Annotated in this window: 15 protein-coding genes; 5 read left to right on the top strand and 10 right to left on the bottom strand. The window is 67.8% G+C overall.

Features of this window, described 5'->3' with window-relative positions; translation table 11 throughout:
* Positions 1–24 precede the first annotated feature (24 nt).
* Positions 25–1,317 (top strand): RNA polymerase sigma factor, encoded by a 1,293-nt coding sequence (locus tag C8C96_RS03870; RefSeq protein ID WP_199737431.1) that lies wholly within the window; start codon positions 25–27, stop codon positions 1,315–1,317.
* Positions 1,318–1,365: 48 nt separating this feature from the next.
* Positions 1,366–1,893, top strand: a complete 528-nt coding sequence (locus C8C96_RS03865; RefSeq protein ID WP_121941489.1) for a GFA family protein — start codon at positions 1,366–1,368, stop codon at positions 1,891–1,893.
* Between the two features lie 22 nt (positions 1,894–1,915).
* Here the strand turns inward: C8C96_RS03865 and C8C96_RS03860 are convergent, their stop codons facing one another.
* The 4 genes from C8C96_RS03860 to C8C96_RS03845 form a co-directional block, all read right to left on the bottom strand.
* Positions 1,916–2,413 carry a ribonuclease HI family protein gene (locus C8C96_RS03860; protein WP_121941488.1) on the bottom strand — a complete coding sequence of 166 codons (498 nt, stop codon included), beginning with the start codon at positions 2,411–2,413 and terminating at the stop codon, positions 1,916–1,918.
* Entirely contained in the window at positions 2,410–2,673 is a 264-nt protein-coding gene (locus C8C96_RS03855) for a DUF3297 family protein (protein WP_015011863.1), read from the bottom strand. Before C8C96_RS03855 ends, C8C96_RS03860 begins: the two co-directional genes overlap by 4 nt.
* A 78-nt stretch (positions 2,674–2,751) precedes the next feature.
* Positions 2,752–3,333: an NnrU family protein gene (locus tag C8C96_RS03850; protein WP_056742546.1), complete on the bottom strand. Its 582-nt coding sequence runs from the start codon at positions 3,331–3,333 to the stop codon at positions 2,752–2,754.
* Between the two features lie 285 nt (positions 3,334–3,618).
* Complete coding sequence (locus C8C96_RS03845; protein ID WP_121941487.1) at positions 3,619–4,230, bottom strand: PolC-type DNA polymerase III; 612 nt, start codon at positions 4,228–4,230, stop codon at positions 3,619–3,621.
* Positions 4,231–4,376: 146 nt separating this feature from the next.
* On the opposite strand from C8C96_RS03845, the gene C8C96_RS03840 reads away from it, so the two are divergent.
* Entirely contained in the window at positions 4,377–5,798 is a 1,422-nt protein-coding gene (locus C8C96_RS03840; RefSeq protein WP_121941486.1) for a serine hydrolase, read from the top strand.
* Between the two features lie 59 nt (positions 5,799–5,857).
* Positions 5,858–6,889 carry a M28 family peptidase gene (locus tag C8C96_RS03835; protein ID WP_121941485.1) on the top strand — a complete coding sequence of 344 codons (1,032 nt, stop codon included), beginning with the start codon at positions 5,858–5,860 and terminating at the stop codon, positions 6,887–6,889.
* A 33-nt stretch (positions 6,890–6,922) separates the two neighbouring features.
* Here C8C96_RS03835 and C8C96_RS03830 read toward each other — a convergent pair whose 3' ends face one another.
* From C8C96_RS03830 to dinG, 5 genes are all read right to left on the bottom strand, one after another.
* Entirely contained in the window at positions 6,923–8,194 is a 1,272-nt protein-coding gene (locus tag C8C96_RS03830) for a PHB depolymerase family esterase (protein ID WP_121941484.1), read from the bottom strand.
* A 58-nt stretch (positions 8,195–8,252) separates the two neighbouring features.
* Entirely contained in the window at positions 8,253–8,678 is a 426-nt protein-coding gene (locus C8C96_RS03825) for a CopG family transcriptional regulator (RefSeq protein WP_121943858.1), read from the bottom strand.
* A gap of 297 nt (positions 8,679–8,975) precedes the next feature.
* Positions 8,976–9,479 (bottom strand): pyridoxamine 5'-phosphate oxidase family protein, encoded by a 504-nt coding sequence (locus C8C96_RS03820; protein WP_121941483.1) that lies wholly within the window; start codon positions 9,477–9,479, stop codon positions 8,976–8,978.
* A gap of 148 nt (positions 9,480–9,627) precedes the next feature.
* The gene (locus C8C96_RS03815; RefSeq protein WP_116750216.1) at positions 9,628–9,987 is read right to left on the bottom strand and encodes a zinc ribbon domain-containing protein YjdM; all 360 of its coding nucleotides are present in this window, start codon (positions 9,985–9,987) and stop codon (positions 9,628–9,630) included.
* 62 nt (positions 9,988–10,049) lie between these two features.
* On the bottom strand, positions 10,050–12,212 hold the full coding sequence (dinG, locus tag C8C96_RS03810; protein ID WP_121941482.1) for an ATP-dependent DNA helicase DinG: 2,163 nt from the start codon (positions 12,210–12,212) through the stop codon (positions 10,050–10,052).
* 163 nt (positions 12,213–12,375) lie between these two features.
* On the opposite strand from dinG, the gene C8C96_RS03805 reads away from it, so the two are divergent.
* Complete coding sequence (locus C8C96_RS03805) at positions 12,376–12,675, top strand: hypothetical protein (protein WP_121941481.1); 300 nt, start codon at positions 12,376–12,378, stop codon at positions 12,673–12,675.
* Positions 12,676–12,775: 100 nt separating this feature from the next.
* Here the strand turns inward: C8C96_RS03805 and C8C96_RS03800 are convergent, their stop codons facing one another.
* Complete coding sequence (locus tag C8C96_RS03800) at positions 12,776–14,644, bottom strand: radical SAM protein (RefSeq protein WP_121941480.1); 1,869 nt, start codon at positions 14,642–14,644, stop codon at positions 12,776–12,778.
* Positions 14,645–14,744 lie beyond the last annotated feature (100 nt).

The raw sequence follows: 14,744 nt of genomic DNA, 5'->3' as shown, positions 1-14,744 counted from the left end.
GATTCATTCACACCTTTTGATCGCGTGAAACCTTCTGCCCTGCCCGGCCGCGATGCCCTGCACCGCAGCATCGACTCGGTGTGGCGCATCGAGGCCGCGCGCATCATTGCCAGCGTGGCGCGCATGACGCGCGACGTGGGCCGGGCCGAGGAATTGGCGCAAGACGCCCTGGTGGCCGCGCTGGAGCACTGGCCCAAAGACGGCCTGCCCGCCAACCCGGCCGCGTGGCTCATGACCACCGCCAAGCGCCGCGCCATCGACCACCTGCGCCAGCAGGCCCTGCACCAGCGCGAGCACGAGGCCCTAGGCCATGACCTCGAAGCGCTCGAGGCGCAGTACGCCCCCGACGTGGTGGACACCCTGATGCACGCCGAGCAGGACGACATTGGCGACGACCTGCTGCGCCTGATCTTCACCGCCTGCCACCCCGTGCTGCCCACCGAGGCGCGGGTGGCCCTCACCTTGCGGCTGCTGGGCGGCCTCACCACGGCCGAGATCGCGCGCGCCTTTCTGGTGCCCGAGCCCACCGTGGCCCAGCGCATCGTGCGCGCCAAACGCAGCCTCACGGCCGCGCAGGTGCCGTTTGAAGTGCCCGGCGCGGCCGAGCGCGCGCCGCGCCTGGCCTCGGTGCTGGAGGTGATCTACCTCATCTTCAACGAAGGCTATGCCGCCACCGCGGGCGACGACTGGATGCGCCCCGCGCTGTGTGGCGAGGCCCAGCGCCTGGTGCGGGTGCTGGCCAGCCTGGCGCCCGACGAGCCCGAGGTGCAAGGCCTGGTGGCCCTGCTCGAAATCCAGGCCTCGCGCCTGCCCGCACGCACTGATGCACAGGGCCAGCCCGTGCTGCTCATGGACCAGGACCGCGCGCGCTGGGACCACCTCCTAGTGCGCCGGGGCCTGGCCGCCCTGGACAAGGCCGAGCAGCTCGCGCGCGCCGGCAAGCCCTGGGGGCCGTACGCATTGCAGGGCGCCATCGCGGCCTGCCACGCACGCGCCCGGCAGGCGCAAGACACGGACTGGCCCCACATCGTGGCGCTGTACGACGCACTGCTGCAGGTGGCGCCCTCGCCCGTGGTGGCATTGAACCGTGCCGTGGCCGTGGGCATGGCCGAGGGGCCGGAGGCCGCGCTGGCGCTGGTCGATGCCCTGGCCAGCGACCCTCTGCTGCGCCACTACCACTGGCTGCCCAGCGTGCGCGGCGACCTGTTGGCCAAGCTGGGCCGGGGAGATGAAGCGCGTGCCGAGTTCGAGCGCGCGGCCAGCCTCACCCGCAACGCGCAGGAAAAGGCGCTGCTGCTGGCCCGCGCCTGCGGCTGAAGGCCGGTGTTGTGCCCACCCTCACCCCGCTGCAAGGACACCCCCCTCATGCCCCACCCTGCCCCTGAATACCCGCTGGAAGGCGGCTGTACCTGCCGCCATGTGCGCTACCGCCTGTTGGCGCCCGCACTGTTTGTGCACTGCTGCCACTGCCGCTGGTGCCAGCGCGAAAGTGGCGCTGCCTTTGCGCTGAACGCGATGATCGAGGCCGACCGTGTGGAACTGCTCGCAGGCACCCCGGCGATGGTGCATACCCCGTCAGAAAGCGGCCAGGGCCAGCAGATCGCGCGTTGCCCGCACTGCCAGGTGGCTGTGTGGAGCCACTACGCAGGCGCGGGGCCCGTCATGGCGTTTGTGCGCGTGGGCACGCTGGATGCGCCTGACCACCTGCCGCCCGACATCCATATCTTCACGGCCTCGAAACAGCCCTGGGTGGTGTTGCCGCCCGGGATACCCGCCGTGGCGGAATATTACGAACGCGAGGGGTTGTGGCCTGCGCAAAGCATCGCCCGTCGCCAGGCGGTGCTGCCGCGCATCCAGGCCTACCGTGTGGCTGCAGGGCTCGACCCGGCCTGATGGCCTGTGCCCGGCGGGGGGCTCAGCGCCGGCGGCGCTTTTTGATGGTCTGGCCTTGCGGCGTGGCGGCCTTGGGTGCCAGCCCCAGGGCGGCGCGGGCCAGCGTATCGGCCGCGCCATTGCGGTGGCGGGGAATCCACTGGACCTGGGCTTGTGGGAACTGCCGCAGTGCCTGGCGTGCTTCGTCAAACAGCGCTGCCAGCCGCTCAATCGGTGCCTTGGGGTGGCTGCCCAACTGTTCCACCAGCACACTGTTGTCGCTGAACACGTGCACTTGGGTTGATGTGGCAATGCCCTGCTGCGCGAGCCACTGCAGCGCCAACATCAGCGCGCGCAACTCGGCCTCGTTGTTGCAGCCGGTGAAGGTGGTGGCTTCGGAGATCTGGTGCCGCACGGTCCCGTCGGGGCCGGTCAGCACGGCCCCCAGGCCCATGCGCCCTGGGTTGGGCCAGGCACTGCCGTCGCAGTGGATCACCCAGGCACCAGGGGCGAGCGGCGCGGCCGCCCGTGCAGCGGTCACTTGTAAAAAGCTTCGACCGTGCCCTTGATCTTGATGAGCAGCGGCTGGCCCTTGCGGTCCACCGTCTTGCCGGCGGGCACCTTCACCCAGCCTTCGCTGATGCAGTATTCCTCCACATCAAAACGCTCCTTGCCGTTCAGGCGGATGCCGATGTCGTGCTCGAACACGGCGGCCACATGGTGCGGGCTGCGGGGGTTGACCGACAGGTGGTCGGGCAGGGGCGGCAGGGCGGGGGTGTTGGGGGTGGTGGCTTCGGTCATAGAGGTCTCAGCGAGAAAGGAGAAAACGCAAAGCGCGGATTCTCCGGCATTTGGGGTGCCGGCCTTCCCAGCGTTCGATCATCGCCCCAGCGGCGCCACGCCGATCAGCCACGCATGGCCCCAGAACGCAAAGCCCGCCCAGGCCACTGCACCCACCACCACAGCCGCCGCCGTGCCTGCAGCGCTGCCTGCCGCGTACACGGTGCCCTGCGCCCGGTCGCGCTGGCGCGCGGCGCGAAAGCTCAGCACGGCCCACAGCAAGAAGCTGCCAAACAGCAGCACGTCGGCCAGGTTGCCGTTGGACAGCAAATGCGCCAGCGCCCACACCTTCACGCCCAGCACCATGGGGTGGTGCAGCCGCGCCTTGAGGGCATTGCGCGGCACATAGGTGGCGGCGAGCAGCACAAAGGCGATCAGCGTCAGCAGCGCTGCGGCGTGCCGCATGCCGATGGGCGGCACCCACAGCACCACCGGCTGCTGCCGCGCCAGGCCGTAGCCCCAGACGATGAATGCCAGGCCCACGGCCGACACCAGCGAATACAGCCCTTTCCACGGCATCTCGCCCAGGCGCGCCCGCGTCTGCGTGCGCCAGCCATCGGCCACGATGCGCACCGAGTGCACGCCCAGAAACAGCACCAGTCCCAGTACCAGATACCCCATGGCCAAGCCTTTCATGTTGTCGTCGTGAACAGGTTATGAGGACGAAGGCGGGTCTGCGCCATCGGTGGCACCGCTCCGTCGTGCAAGTCCCGATCGATTATCTGCAGAGCAGGCCAGTACAACCGCTGCGGAGGGACTTGCGCGGCCCCTGCAGACGCATGCTCTGGAGATTGGTCGTCAGCCCTGGATTCGAGTCAAAAATGCCGCAAGCGCTAGTAAATCATGCGCTGGCAGCTATTAATTCAATAGTAAAAGTGCGGTGGCATCCCCAGCGGGCAAGTCGGATCAGGCGCCCGCATGCTGCGCCAGCAGCGCCCCCACCTTGGGCTTGGCGCAGCGCTGCAGCGTTTGTAGCAAGGCGTAGCTGGGCTCGGCCACCCGCCAGCGGGTGCGCAGGTCGTGCTGCATGCGGGCCAGCAGCGCAGCGGCCATCTCGGCATCGGCCAGCGCCCGGTGGGCCTGGCCTGTGCGCGGCAGGCCGTGGTAGTCCACCAGCGTGCCCAGTTGGTGGCTGGGCGCCTCGGGGTACAGGCGCCGCGACAGCAGCACCGTGCACGCAAACGGCTGCGGTGCAGGCAGCCCGGCGAGGGCCAGTTCGGCCTGCCAGAACTTGCTATCGAACGACGCGTTGTGCGCCACCATGGGCGCATCGCCCACAAAGCGCGCGGCATCCTGCATCACCTGCGCCGCGTCGGGCGCGGCGTTCACCATCGCGTTGGTGATGCCGGTGAGCTGGGTGATGAAGGACGGAATCCACACCCCGGTTTTCATCAGGCTCTGGAACCGGTCCACCACTTGGCCGCCTTCCAGCAGCACGATGGCCACCTCGGTCGCGCGCGCGCCCTGGCCGGGCGACACGCCGGTGGTTTCAAAGTCGATGACGGCGATGGGGGGCATGGGCTTGCGTGCGAAAAGGAAGGATTGTGCCGCTGCACCTGCGCGCCATCCTGTGCGCCCTGCGGGCCTGTGTGTCCACGTGCCTATCCAGGTGTGTGGCCTACACTGCCCCACCCCGTTTCTGGATGCATGGAGCCGAGCAACCCATGAAGAACCACACCACCCAACCCGCCTGGCTCCACGCCGCCCTGGACTACCTGCCGCAGTGGCTGGACCTGCAACTGGAGCGCTACCGCCAGCCCGGGTGTTCCGTGGCCATTGCACGCGGCGGCGAGACCGTGGCCGAGCTGGCCCTGGGCGTGGCCGACATGCGCACCCACCAACCCCTCACGCCCCGGCACCGCCTGCGCATCGCGTCGCACTCCAAGAGCTTTACGGCAGCGGGCGTCATGCTGCTGCGCGAGCAGGGGAAGGTCGGGCTCGACGACCCCATTGGCCGCTATGTCGATGGCCTGCACAAGGACCTGGCCCGGGCGCGCATTGGCGAGCTGCTCTCGCACAGCGCGGGCGTGACGCGCGACGGGCCCGATGCCGGCCAGTTCCTCGACCGGCGGCCGTATCTCTCCCGCGCCGAGCTGCTGGCGGATCTGCGCCACAAGCCGCCGCTGGAGACGGGGGTGCAGCTCAAGTACTCGAACCACGGTTACGGCCTGCTGGGGCTGATGATGGAGCAGGTCACCGGCACGGAGTACGCCAGCTGGATGGTGCGCCACGTGATCGATGCTGCGGGCCTGCAGGAAACCGTGCCCGACATGCCGCGCCTGGCCCGGGGCGCCCCGATGGCCGTGGGCCACAGCAGCGAGTTTCCGTTCGGCCAGCGCCTCATCGTGCCGGGCGACAACCGGTGCGACGCCATGGCCCCGGCGGCCGGGTTTGTGTCCACCGCGTCGGATGTGGCCCGCTTCTTTTCGCAGCTGGCGCCAGACAGCCAGCGCAGCATCCTGTCGCCCGCCAGCCGCCGCGAGATGGCGCAGCGCCGCTGGCGCGACCCCTGCAACCTGTTCGAGTCCCACTACGGCCTGGGCACCATGCTCAGCGCGCCGGGCCCGCGCGAATGGATGGGCCACACCGGCAGCCTGCAAGGGTTCCTGTCACGCACCGCGCGCTACCCCGCGCTGGATCTGACGGTGACGGTGCTCACCAACGCGCAGGACGGCCTGTCCACCGAGTGGGTGGAAGGCATTGCCAGCATCCTGTTCGCGTTCCAGCAGCATGGTGCGCCGGGCAAAAAGGAAGCCGCCTGGGCGGGGCGCTGGTGGAGCCTGTGGGGCGCCAGCGACCTGGTGCCCATGGGCAAGGTGGTGTGCCAGGTGGTGCCCGCCATGTTCGTGCCCTTTAACGCCGCCACCACGGAGCTGGCCATCACCGGGCGCGACACCGGCGTGGTCCAGAAAGCCTCGGCCTACGCCAGCCCCGGCCAGCCGGTGCGCCGCGTGCGCGATGCCAGCGGCACTGCCACCGAGCTGTGGGTGGGCGGCACCCAGCTGTTGCCCAAGGACGCCATGGTGGCCGAGGCCACCCGTCGCTATCGCAAGGCGCGCCCGCGTCGCAGTGGTCCATCAAAGTGACGGATGCGCTCGGGGCATGTGCTTGGTAACAGGCACGCAGTGCCGATGAATACAACGCTATGAGAATTTCACAGATCGCCCTGCGCCTGGGGCAAAGCCTGCTGCGCATCACCGGGGCCCTCGCCACCGTGTTGGGCCTGCTGCTGGCGGCCATCCTGGCAGTCACCACCATGCCCGGCAGTTCGCACCGCGGCGCGCTCCTGCCCGCCACCGCAGAGCAGCAGGTGCTGGCACAGCAATTGCGCCAGCATGTGGCCGTGATTGCAGCGCAGGAACACAACACCCAGCACCCTGCCGCCCTGGAGGCCGTGGCGACCTATCTGGAGTCGGAACTGGCATCGTACGGCTACCGAGTCCGGCGCGACGAGTTCAAGGCGCGCGGTGTGGCGGTGCGTAACCTGGAGGTCACGGTGCCCAGCCAGAGTGCACCGGGCCAGCGGCTGGTGGTGGTTGGCGCCCACTACGACTCGGCGCACGAAACGCCCGGCGCCAACGACAACGCCACGGGCACCGCCGCCGTGCTAGCGCTGGCCAAAAGCCTCAAGCACCTGGGCGCCACCGCGCAGGCAGACGTGATGTTTGTGCTCTACACCAACGAAGAGCCGCCCTTTTTCAAGACCCCGCTGATGGGCAGCCAGGTGCACGCCCAGGCCTTGTTGGCTCGTGGGGCGCCGGTGGTTGCGATGCTGTCGCTGGAGACCATGGGGTACTTTTCCAGCGCCGAAGGGTCGCAGAAGTACCCCTGGCCCCTGAACCAGTTCTACCCCACGCAGGGTGATTTCATCGCTTTTGTGGCGACGCCTGGCGACCTGGGGTTGGTGCGAAAGGTGGTGCGGTCCTTTCGGTCCCACGCGGTGTTTCCGTCCGAGGGCATTGCGGCGCCCCGCTTCATCCCCGGCGTGGACTATTCAGACCATGCGGCCTATCTCGACGCGGGCTATCCCGCGTTGATGGTGACCGACACCGCCCCTTATCGCTATCCCCACTATCACACCGGCCAGGACACTCCTGACCAGGTGGACTTCGACCGCCTGGCCCGCTTGGTTCAGGGGCTAGAAGGTGTTGTGCGCGATCTTGCACACCGGCCTTAGCGCGTCGAAGACCGAGCGGACGCGTGCGGGGAGTCAATGCCTCGCAGCGCGCGGATGCTCCAGAAAAAACCGCAGCATCTCCTGCGTGGCGTCCACGCCGCACGGGTCGGTGTGGCTGCCGCCCGCGTGCCCACCGGCCCACGCGTGCCCTGCGCCGTGCAGCACCCAGTGTTCTGCCACCACCGTGCCAGTCAGTGCGCTGGCCGACGGGGCGCCACCCGCCACGGTGTAGGCCTTGCGGGTGTAGCTCTGGCCACCACGGGACTGGCCCTGGTGCACGGTCTCCACCGTCGTCTGGCCGTCACCTGGGGCCGTGGCCAGTGCTGACAGCGTTGCCTCGATGAGCTGTTCACCGTTGTGTGCATGTACGGTGGTGTCGGCGTCGCCGTGGAACACGATCACCGGTGGGGGTGGCAGGGCTGGTGCGTCAGCGGCATGGTGGGTCGCCGCACCGGGTTTGGCCCCGTTCTTCATCGCCGACAGTGCGCCCATCACGTTGTGCGCGGCACCCGCCTGCAGGCCGGAGTGCACGCCCACGGCCGCAAACAGGTCGGGGTATTCGCGGCCCAGCAGTGCGGCCATGGCGCCGCCGGCGGACAGGCCCGCCACGTAGACGCGTTGCGCATCCACCGGGTGGCGCGCCATCACATCCCGCAGCATGGCCACGATCAGCGCGGGCTCGCCGCTGCCCCGGTGCTGGTCGCCAGGGCGAAACCAGTTCCAGCAGCCGTTGGGGTTGGCGCTGTGGGGTTGCTCGGGGTACAGCACCAGTGCGTTGGCGGGCACTGCTGCGTCGTTCATGCCCGTGCCCGTCGCAAAGTCCACCGGGTTCTGCGTGCAGCCGTGCAGCATCAGCACCAGGGGCATGGGGGTGCCTGCCGTGGCGCCCGGGGGCACGTACAGGTGGTAGTGGTGCGGGTTGTGCCGAGCGCCCGGGTGGGTGAAGGCCACGCGGGTGAAGCTGCCGGCGGGCTCCGCCAGCGGGTGGTGGCTGGCGGCGGGGCGTGGTGTGGTCGTGGGCTGTGCCTCTGCGGGCGGAGCGTGGGTGCTGCGGTCGATGACCACGGCGTCTTCCACCTCTTGCGCGGTGTGGGCACTGCGCCAGCGGGGGACGTTCCCTGCCGTGGGTTCGGGCGCGTGCAGTGGGGGGGCGCTTGTGCTGGCGGGTGCGGGAGGGGGGCTATGGCGCGCCACGGCCTCGCCCAGGGTTTGCTGGATGGCCCGCGTGGCGTCGGCCAGTTGGCCGCTGCGCACCAGCTGGGTGGCTTCGCCCATCAGGCGCTTGAGGTTCAGGTTCCAGTCCATGGGGACTCCTTGGTGGTGGGTGCGGGCACGGGCGACGCGCTGCGGTCTGTGTACGGATTCAATGCATGCGCCCGGCCAGCGCGGCCTTGACGGCTGCACTGGCGTGGAACGCGCCCAAGACCGTCACCGAGGCGATCGTGGCCTGCGCCAGTGCGGGCGGCACGTCGTCGTCGATGCTGGCCAGGCCCAGCACACGGATCTCCAGCGCCTGGCCTGCTGCCAACACGGCCTCCAGCTCGGCCCGGCCAAAACGCTGCAGTCCCAGCACAAGCATCTTGCGGGCCACCACCTGGCGCACCGCGTCGTTCTGGGCGGTCAGCTGGTTGCGGATGGCGGTGCGGATGAAGTCGGTGCGGTTGGCGTAAAAGCCTTCGGACACCAGCAGGTCAATGTGGCCCAGGTCCACAAAACCGAGGTTGATGGTGACCTTCTCCGACTCGGGCACCTTGCTGCGTGCGGGGGCGGTGGGAATCAGGTTGCTCATCAAGCGCACTCCAAAAAACATCCATGCAGATGGTGTATGGATGGAATATGGATGGTGGTTGGCTGCTTTGCAAGAGCTGCCCAAAAAGAATGGGGCCTACGGGCCCCAGGAGGTACTGCATGTGTTTACTACCAAAATAGTAGCAAACAAGCCATGTTTCCGTAGCGCTAGCGCCCGGTTTTGCCTGAAATTTGCCCCGGGGACCTGCAGGATGGCGGTGCAGATGCTGCACCGCCCTGGGGAACGGCGCTGAACTCACACCCTGCAGGCCGATCCCGAGGGATCGTCCACAGGCGCTCAGAACAGCGTGAGTTCCTTGTGTTCACCCAGGCTGCGCGGCGGCTCGCCAGTGAAGGCCGCCTTGGCCATCTGGAACAGCTGCACCATCTTGCTCTCGTCCACGTTCCAGTATTCGGCGTGGCGAACGCGCACCACCAGCAGTGCCAGGTCCGGGTCGGTCGCTCCGCCAGGGAACCACGCCTTGGCCGGGGGCGACCACAGGGCTTCCTTGAGCGCGCGGTCGTCCACAAAACGCGCCTGGCCTGACACGGACACATAGCGGTCCTCGCCCGGGTCGGCGTACGACACATTCACCTCGCCATCGGTCAAAAGGCGTTCGTACAGCTCGCCCGACTGGGAGATGAAGAAGTAGAGCTCGGCCTGTTCATCGAGCTGCCGGTTTTGTGTGGTGAGCGGGTGCGCGTGCAGCATGCCTGTGGACGTGCGGTGCGTGAGCATGCCAAAACGGATGTCCTTGATGAGCTTCCACAAGGTGTCGTGGGCGGGGGAGTTGGGGTGCATGGGGCCTCCAGCAGGTGGTAGGGAATCAATCGAAGAGTGCGGGCACTGCAATCGATTGACTCTAGGCACCACGGGGCGGCCAGGGCGTCGGCGGGGAACGCCGATGCCTGTGGGCGGTTGTCTGACACAGGGGCGCCGCCCTCCTCCATCAGGCCTTCTTCAAGAACTCCGACTTCAGCAGCATGCTGCCCAGGTCCGTCTTGCAGTCCACGTTGTGGCCATCGGCACCATCCACCAGGCGGATGCTCTTGATCTTGGTGCCCTTCTTGAGCGTGGACGACGAACCCTTGACCTTGAGGTCTTTCACCAGGATCACCGCGTCGCCGTCTGCGAGTGGATTGCCGTTGGCATCGCGCACCACGCCGTCGCCTGCTTCTGCGGCATCGGACTCGGCAGCATCGGCCACTTGCGGCCATTCAAAAGCGCAGTCGGGGCACACATAGTTGCTGCCATCGGGGTAAGTGTTCTCCAGGCCGCATTGGGGGCAGGCAGGGGTGGTGTGGGGCATGGTGGGGTCCTCTCTGTCGTTGTTGTAGTGGTTGTGAAATCGGTGCGCAAAGTGTCGCCGCTTCACAGCGGCGCGCGTTGCTCCAGCGCAAACGGCGGCAGCCCTTTGAGCAGCCGCTGGCCGTAGCTCGTGCGCGTCAGGCGCTTGTCGTAGCAGTACACATGCGCCATGTCTTCTTCGGTGCGGATCGCGCGGCCCACCCATTGCGCCAGGCGGATGGCGGTGGCGGGCACCACCAGTTCGCTGAACGGGTCGCGCCCCACGGCGCGCAGCCACTCGGCGCGGGCCTCGCCCACTGGGTCGTCGGGCGGGGCAAAGGGCAGCTTGGTAATGAACACCGACTCGCACAGCCGCCCGGGCAGGTCCAGCCCCTCGCCAAACGACTGCATGCCAAAGATGACCGAGGGCTCGCCGTTCTCCACGCGCTCGCGGTGGCGCTTGAGCAGCTGCGTGCGCGGCAGCGCGTTCTGCACCAGCACCACGCTGCGCATGGCGGTGGGCAGCGCGTCCACGGCCTGTCGCATCTGTTCGCGCGAGGTGAAGAGCACCAGCGCGCCGTATTCCACGCGGGCAATGTCGTGCAGCAGCGCATTGACCATCTCGGTGGTGAACTGCGCGGCGTTCTTGGGGTCCGCCCGGGTTTCGGCGGCAATCAGCGTGCCCTGCGCGGCGTAGTTGAAGGGGCTGGGCACCTCCAGCGTGGTGGTGGCTTCATCGCCATGCAGGCCCGCCTCGCGCAAGAAGAAATCAAAGTGCCCGCAGCTGGTGAGCGTGGCCGAGGTCAGCACCGCACCGCGCACCGCGCTCCACAGGTGGTTGCGCAGCGTGGTGCCGGGCAGGATGGGGCTGGCATGCGCCTTGACCACGATGAAGTCGCCATCCACCTCCAGCGTGAACCACTTGGCCGCCGGTACCGCGCCTTCGGGCGCATCCTGCAGCAGCAACTGGGCCGTGGCGTGCAGCTCTTCCAGGCGCGGGGCCAGCATGCCAATTTGTGCATACAGCGTGGACAGGCGCTTGGCCTCGTCGGGCTTGTCGCGCATCTCGGCGCGCAGGGCTTTGCTGATGGCGCGCAGGGCATCGAGAAAGCCCTCGGCACTGGCGGCCAGCAGGCCCAGCGGGGCAATCAATTGCTCTGGCAATTCGCCGCGTGGCACGCGCACGCGCGCCGGGCCCCAGGCGCTGGGCTGGCTCTTGAGCTGGGCGCCGTACACATCCATCACGATGCGCGCCAGGTCCTGCAGCGTCTGCCGCAGCTGGGCCGAATGTTTGGGGATGTCGGCAATCTCTTCGACCTCCAGCAGTGCGCCAATGCGCAGGCCCCGGCTGGCAAGCCGCTCGATCCAGGTGATGCGCGACAGGTCCATGCTGCACGCAAACTGGTCGAGCGCCGTGGCGGGCAGGTGGTGGGCTTCGTCCAGCACCAGGAGGCAGTTGTCGAGCTCGGGCAACACGCGCGCGCCCAGCGATGACAGCAGCAAATCGTGGTTGGCCACGATCACCTGCGCACCCACCAGCTCCTTGCGCTTGTCGTAGTAGGTGCACTGGCTGAAAGCCGGGCAGTGTTTGCCGGTGCACGATGCGCCCTCGGCTGCCACGGGGCTCCACACCTCGGGCTCGGGCGGCGTGTCCAGGCTGTCGCGGTCACCATCCCAGGCGCCTTTCGACAAGGTTTGCGCCATCGTCGAATAGAACTGGATGCGCGCCTCGGTCTCATGCCGGGGGCGCTTGGCGCGGGCGGCGGCTTCCTCCTCGGCAAACAGGTCGTCGTCGGCCTCTTCCTCGGCCTCGCCCGTGCCCGCCAGGCGGTCGAGCTTGAGCTTGCACACATAGCGCCCGCGCCCCTTGGCCAGCGCAAACTTGAAGGGCTGGGGCAGCAGTGCGGCCAGTGCGGGCAGGTCCTTGTTGACCAGCTGCTCTTGCAACGCCACCGTGGCGGTAGAGATCAACACCCGCGTGCCGCGCGACAGCGCCAGCGCAATGGCGGGTGCGCAGTACGCCAGCGACTTGCCCACGCCTGTGCCCGCCTGGATAACGGCAATGGAGCGCGTGGGCGCGGCCTCGCCACTTTCTTCATCCACCTTGCCCAGCGTGGCGCTGCTGAACGTGCGTGCCACCTGCTGTGCCATCAGCCGCTGGCCAGCACGGCTGCGAAAACCCTCGGTGGCCGACACCACCGCATCGAAAGATTCAAGGGCCTGTGCGGCCCACACCTGTTGAGACATACAGTAGTGTCGCATGGCTTGGGGGGGCCGCCGCGCCAAGGGCGTGTGTGCGCCGTCTCCATCGCCCGTCGGGTAGATGGCCTCTGGGCCTACATGGCGACGAGGGGGGCGTTTCTACGATCCACAGGACGGGACCCGCTGCGGTTCCCACCCAGGAGACCCCATGCCCCGCAACACCAACCTCGACGAACCCACCCCCGCCCCCACCGGCCCCGAACCTTCCGTCGACACCACCAAACGCCAGGCCCCCGGCCCCGACACGCAGGGACCGCTGAAGGCAGGGCAGTCTGCCGCGAAGGAAGAAAAGCCCAAGCTGCCCCATGAGCGTGACGAGTCGGTGGACATGACCCATGGCAAGCCCGACGCGCAAATCGAGCAGGCCTACCGTGACCTGCAGCGTGGGTTGCAAGACACCGATCGGGGACCACCGGCCGACAAGGCTTACCAGAAGCAAAAGCGTTGATCGCCTTGTGAATGCTTCGTTATTGATAGCTATCAGCGCTTATACAGAAAGCGCTAGCGGCCACTTTCGTTGAAGGTGGCCGATTTATCGCCTGTTGCATTCACCCCCGCTCGCGCAGCGCCCGCTCGATCCGGTCGCGCCGCACCGTCGTCTTGGGCACCTTGAACGGGAACCACGTGCGCACGTCTTCTTCCAGACCAATGCCGTGCATGTAGTTGTAGATGGCCTTCTTGAGCGCGCCGCCCAGCGCGTCGTGGTCAACGCCCGTGGGGTCGATGAAGGCCACGTCGTTCTTGGCGAAGTCGCCGGGCGGCAGGGGCGCCAGCGTGACGCCGTATTCCTCGGGGTTTTTGCCGACGGGCGAGTGCACGGTGCAGGCAAAGCGGTGGAAGAACCCGCTCTGGATGCAGCCGTTGGCGAACAACTGGCGCACGTATTCGAGCGCGTCCACCGTGTCTTGCACGGTCTGGGTGGGAAAGCCGTACATCAGGTACGCATGCACCAGGATGCCCGCGTCGGTGAAAGCCCGGGTCACGCGCGCCACCTGGTCCACCGACACACCTTTTTTCATGAGCTGCAGGAGCCTGTCCGATGCAACCTCCAGCCCGCCCGAGATCGCAATGCAGCCGCTGTCGGCCAGCAGCTCGGCCAGGTCGGGGGTGAAGGTTTTTTCAAACCGCACATTGCCCCACCAGCTGATGCCTGCGTTGCGCGCGATCAGCTCGGTAGCCAGCGCCTTGAGTGCCTTGGGCGGTGCGGCTTCGTCCACAAAGTGAAAGCCGGTCTGTCCCGTCTCGCGCACGATCTGCTCGATGCGGTCGGCCAGCACGGCGGCGCTGGCGCCTTCGTAGCGGCTGATGTAGTCCAGGCTCACGTCGCAAAAGCTGCACTTCTTCCAGTAGCAGCCATGCGCCACAGTGAGCTTGTTCCAGCGCCCGTCGCTCCACAGGCGGTGCATGGGGTTGAGCATGTCCAGGAGCGATAGATAGCGGTCCAGCGGCAGGCCGTCCCAGGTGGGCGTTCCCACCTCGGCAAAGGCGATGTCGGCTTCCATCATGTTGATGTACTGCACCGCGCCATCGTCACCGCGCACGAAGGTGCGCACCAAGCGCTGGCGGCCGCGCTCGCCGCGCAGGTGTTCCAGCAGCGCCAGCAATGGGCGTTCGCCCGCGTCCAGCGTCACGTAATCAAAGAAGTCGAACACACGCGGGTCGGCCAGCTCGCGCAGCTCGGTGTTCACAAAGCCGCCGCCCAGCACCGTGGCGATGTGCGGGTGCCGCGCCTTGATGGCCTGCGCAATGCGGAACGCCGCATACACGGACCCCGGGAACGGCACGGACAGCAGCACCACGCTGGGCTGGTGCTGGGCAATCGCTTCGTGCGTGAGCTGCTCCAGCAACTCGTCCACCAGCGTGGGCGGCGCAGCGAGTGCTTGGGCCAGCGGGTCAAACGTGGGCTGGCTGCCGGCCAGCGATTCGGCATAGCGCACAAACTCAAAGCGCTCGTCCACCGCGTCGCGCAGCACATCGGCCAGGTCGTTCAGGTACAGCGTGGCCAGGTGCTTGGCCTTGTCCGTCAGGCCGAGCGCGCCAAAAGCCCAGCCCAGCGGGTCGCCGCCTTCGTCATCCACATACACATCCAGCGTGGCAAAGCGCGGGCCCTCGGGCAGGTAGTTCCGCCCCACGATGCGGTGCGCCAGCGTGCTGTCGCGGCCTTGCAAGAAGGCAATGGCGGGGCCGATGGTGGCGAGGTAGCGGTCCTTTTGCGCCGCAAAACTTTGCACGGCGGGGCTCTGCTTTTTGGCGGGCAGCGCATCCACCTGGGCCGCCACCGCGCGCAGCCCTTCGGGCGAGAGCAGGCGCAGCACCAGCGCCAATGCCAGGTCTTCCTGGAACGCCGTCACCCCCCGCGAACGCAGAAAGCCCGTGAGGTAGGCGGTGGAGGGGTACGGCGTGTTCAGCTGCGTCATCGGGGGGATGACGGAGAGGACGCGCTGGGCGGGTGAGGCGGGGGCGACGGCAGACATGGTGGAAACAGGCAATGGGGCGATGCGGTGCCGCCGCAGGGGT

The organism is Acidovorax sp. 100 (assembly GCF_003688355.1).
In the GTDB taxonomy this organism is placed as follows: Bacteria; Pseudomonadota; Gammaproteobacteria; order Burkholderiales; family Burkholderiaceae_C; genus Acidovorax; species Acidovorax delafieldii.
The sequence above is the reverse complement of the archived record's forward strand: the minus strand, read 5'-3'. Positions and strand labels throughout refer to the sequence as shown.

Excerpts from the sequence above, each read along its gene's own strand:
- C8C96_RS03865 (WP_121941489.1), top strand. The coding sequence starts at position 1,366 with ATGCCCCACCCTGCCCCTGAATACCCGCTGGAAGGCGGCTGTACCTGC.
- C8C96_RS03855 (WP_015011863.1), bottom strand. The coding sequence starts at position 2,673 with ATGACCGAAGCCACCACCCCCAACACCCCCGCCCTGCCGCCCCTGCCC.
- C8C96_RS03850 (WP_056742546.1), bottom strand. The coding sequence starts at position 3,333 with ATGGGGTATCTGGTACTGGGACTGGTGCTGTTTCTGGGCGTGCACTCG.
- C8C96_RS03845 (WP_121941487.1), bottom strand. The coding sequence starts at position 4,230 with ATGCCCCCCATCGCCGTCATCGACTTTGAAACCACCGGCGTGTCGCCC.
- C8C96_RS03840 (WP_121941486.1), top strand. The coding sequence starts at position 4,377 with ATGAAGAACCACACCACCCAACCCGCCTGGCTCCACGCCGCCCTGGAC.
- C8C96_RS03835 (WP_121941485.1), top strand. The coding sequence starts at position 5,858 with ATGAGAATTTCACAGATCGCCCTGCGCCTGGGGCAAAGCCTGCTGCGC.
- C8C96_RS03830 (WP_121941484.1), bottom strand. The coding sequence starts at position 8,194 with ATGGACTGGAACCTGAACCTCAAGCGCCTGATGGGCGAAGCCACCCAG.
- C8C96_RS03825 (WP_121943858.1), bottom strand. The coding sequence starts at position 8,678 with ATGAGCAACCTGATTCCCACCGCCCCCGCACGCAGCAAGGTGCCCGAG.
- C8C96_RS03820 (WP_121941483.1), bottom strand. The coding sequence starts at position 9,479 with ATGCACCCCAACTCCCCCGCCCACGACACCTTGTGGAAGCTCATCAAG.
- C8C96_RS03815 (WP_116750216.1), bottom strand. The coding sequence starts at position 9,987 with ATGCCCCACACCACCCCTGCCTGCCCCCAATGCGGCCTGGAGAACACT.
- dinG (WP_121941482.1), bottom strand. The coding sequence starts at position 12,212 with ATGTCTCAACAGGTGTGGGCCGCACAGGCCCTTGAATCTTTCGATGCG.
- C8C96_RS03805 (WP_121941481.1), top strand. The coding sequence starts at position 12,376 with ATGCCCCGCAACACCAACCTCGACGAACCCACCCCCGCCCCCACCGGC.
- C8C96_RS03800 (WP_121941480.1), bottom strand. The coding sequence starts at position 14,644 with ATGACGCAGCTGAACACGCCGTACCCCTCCACCGCCTACCTCACGGGC.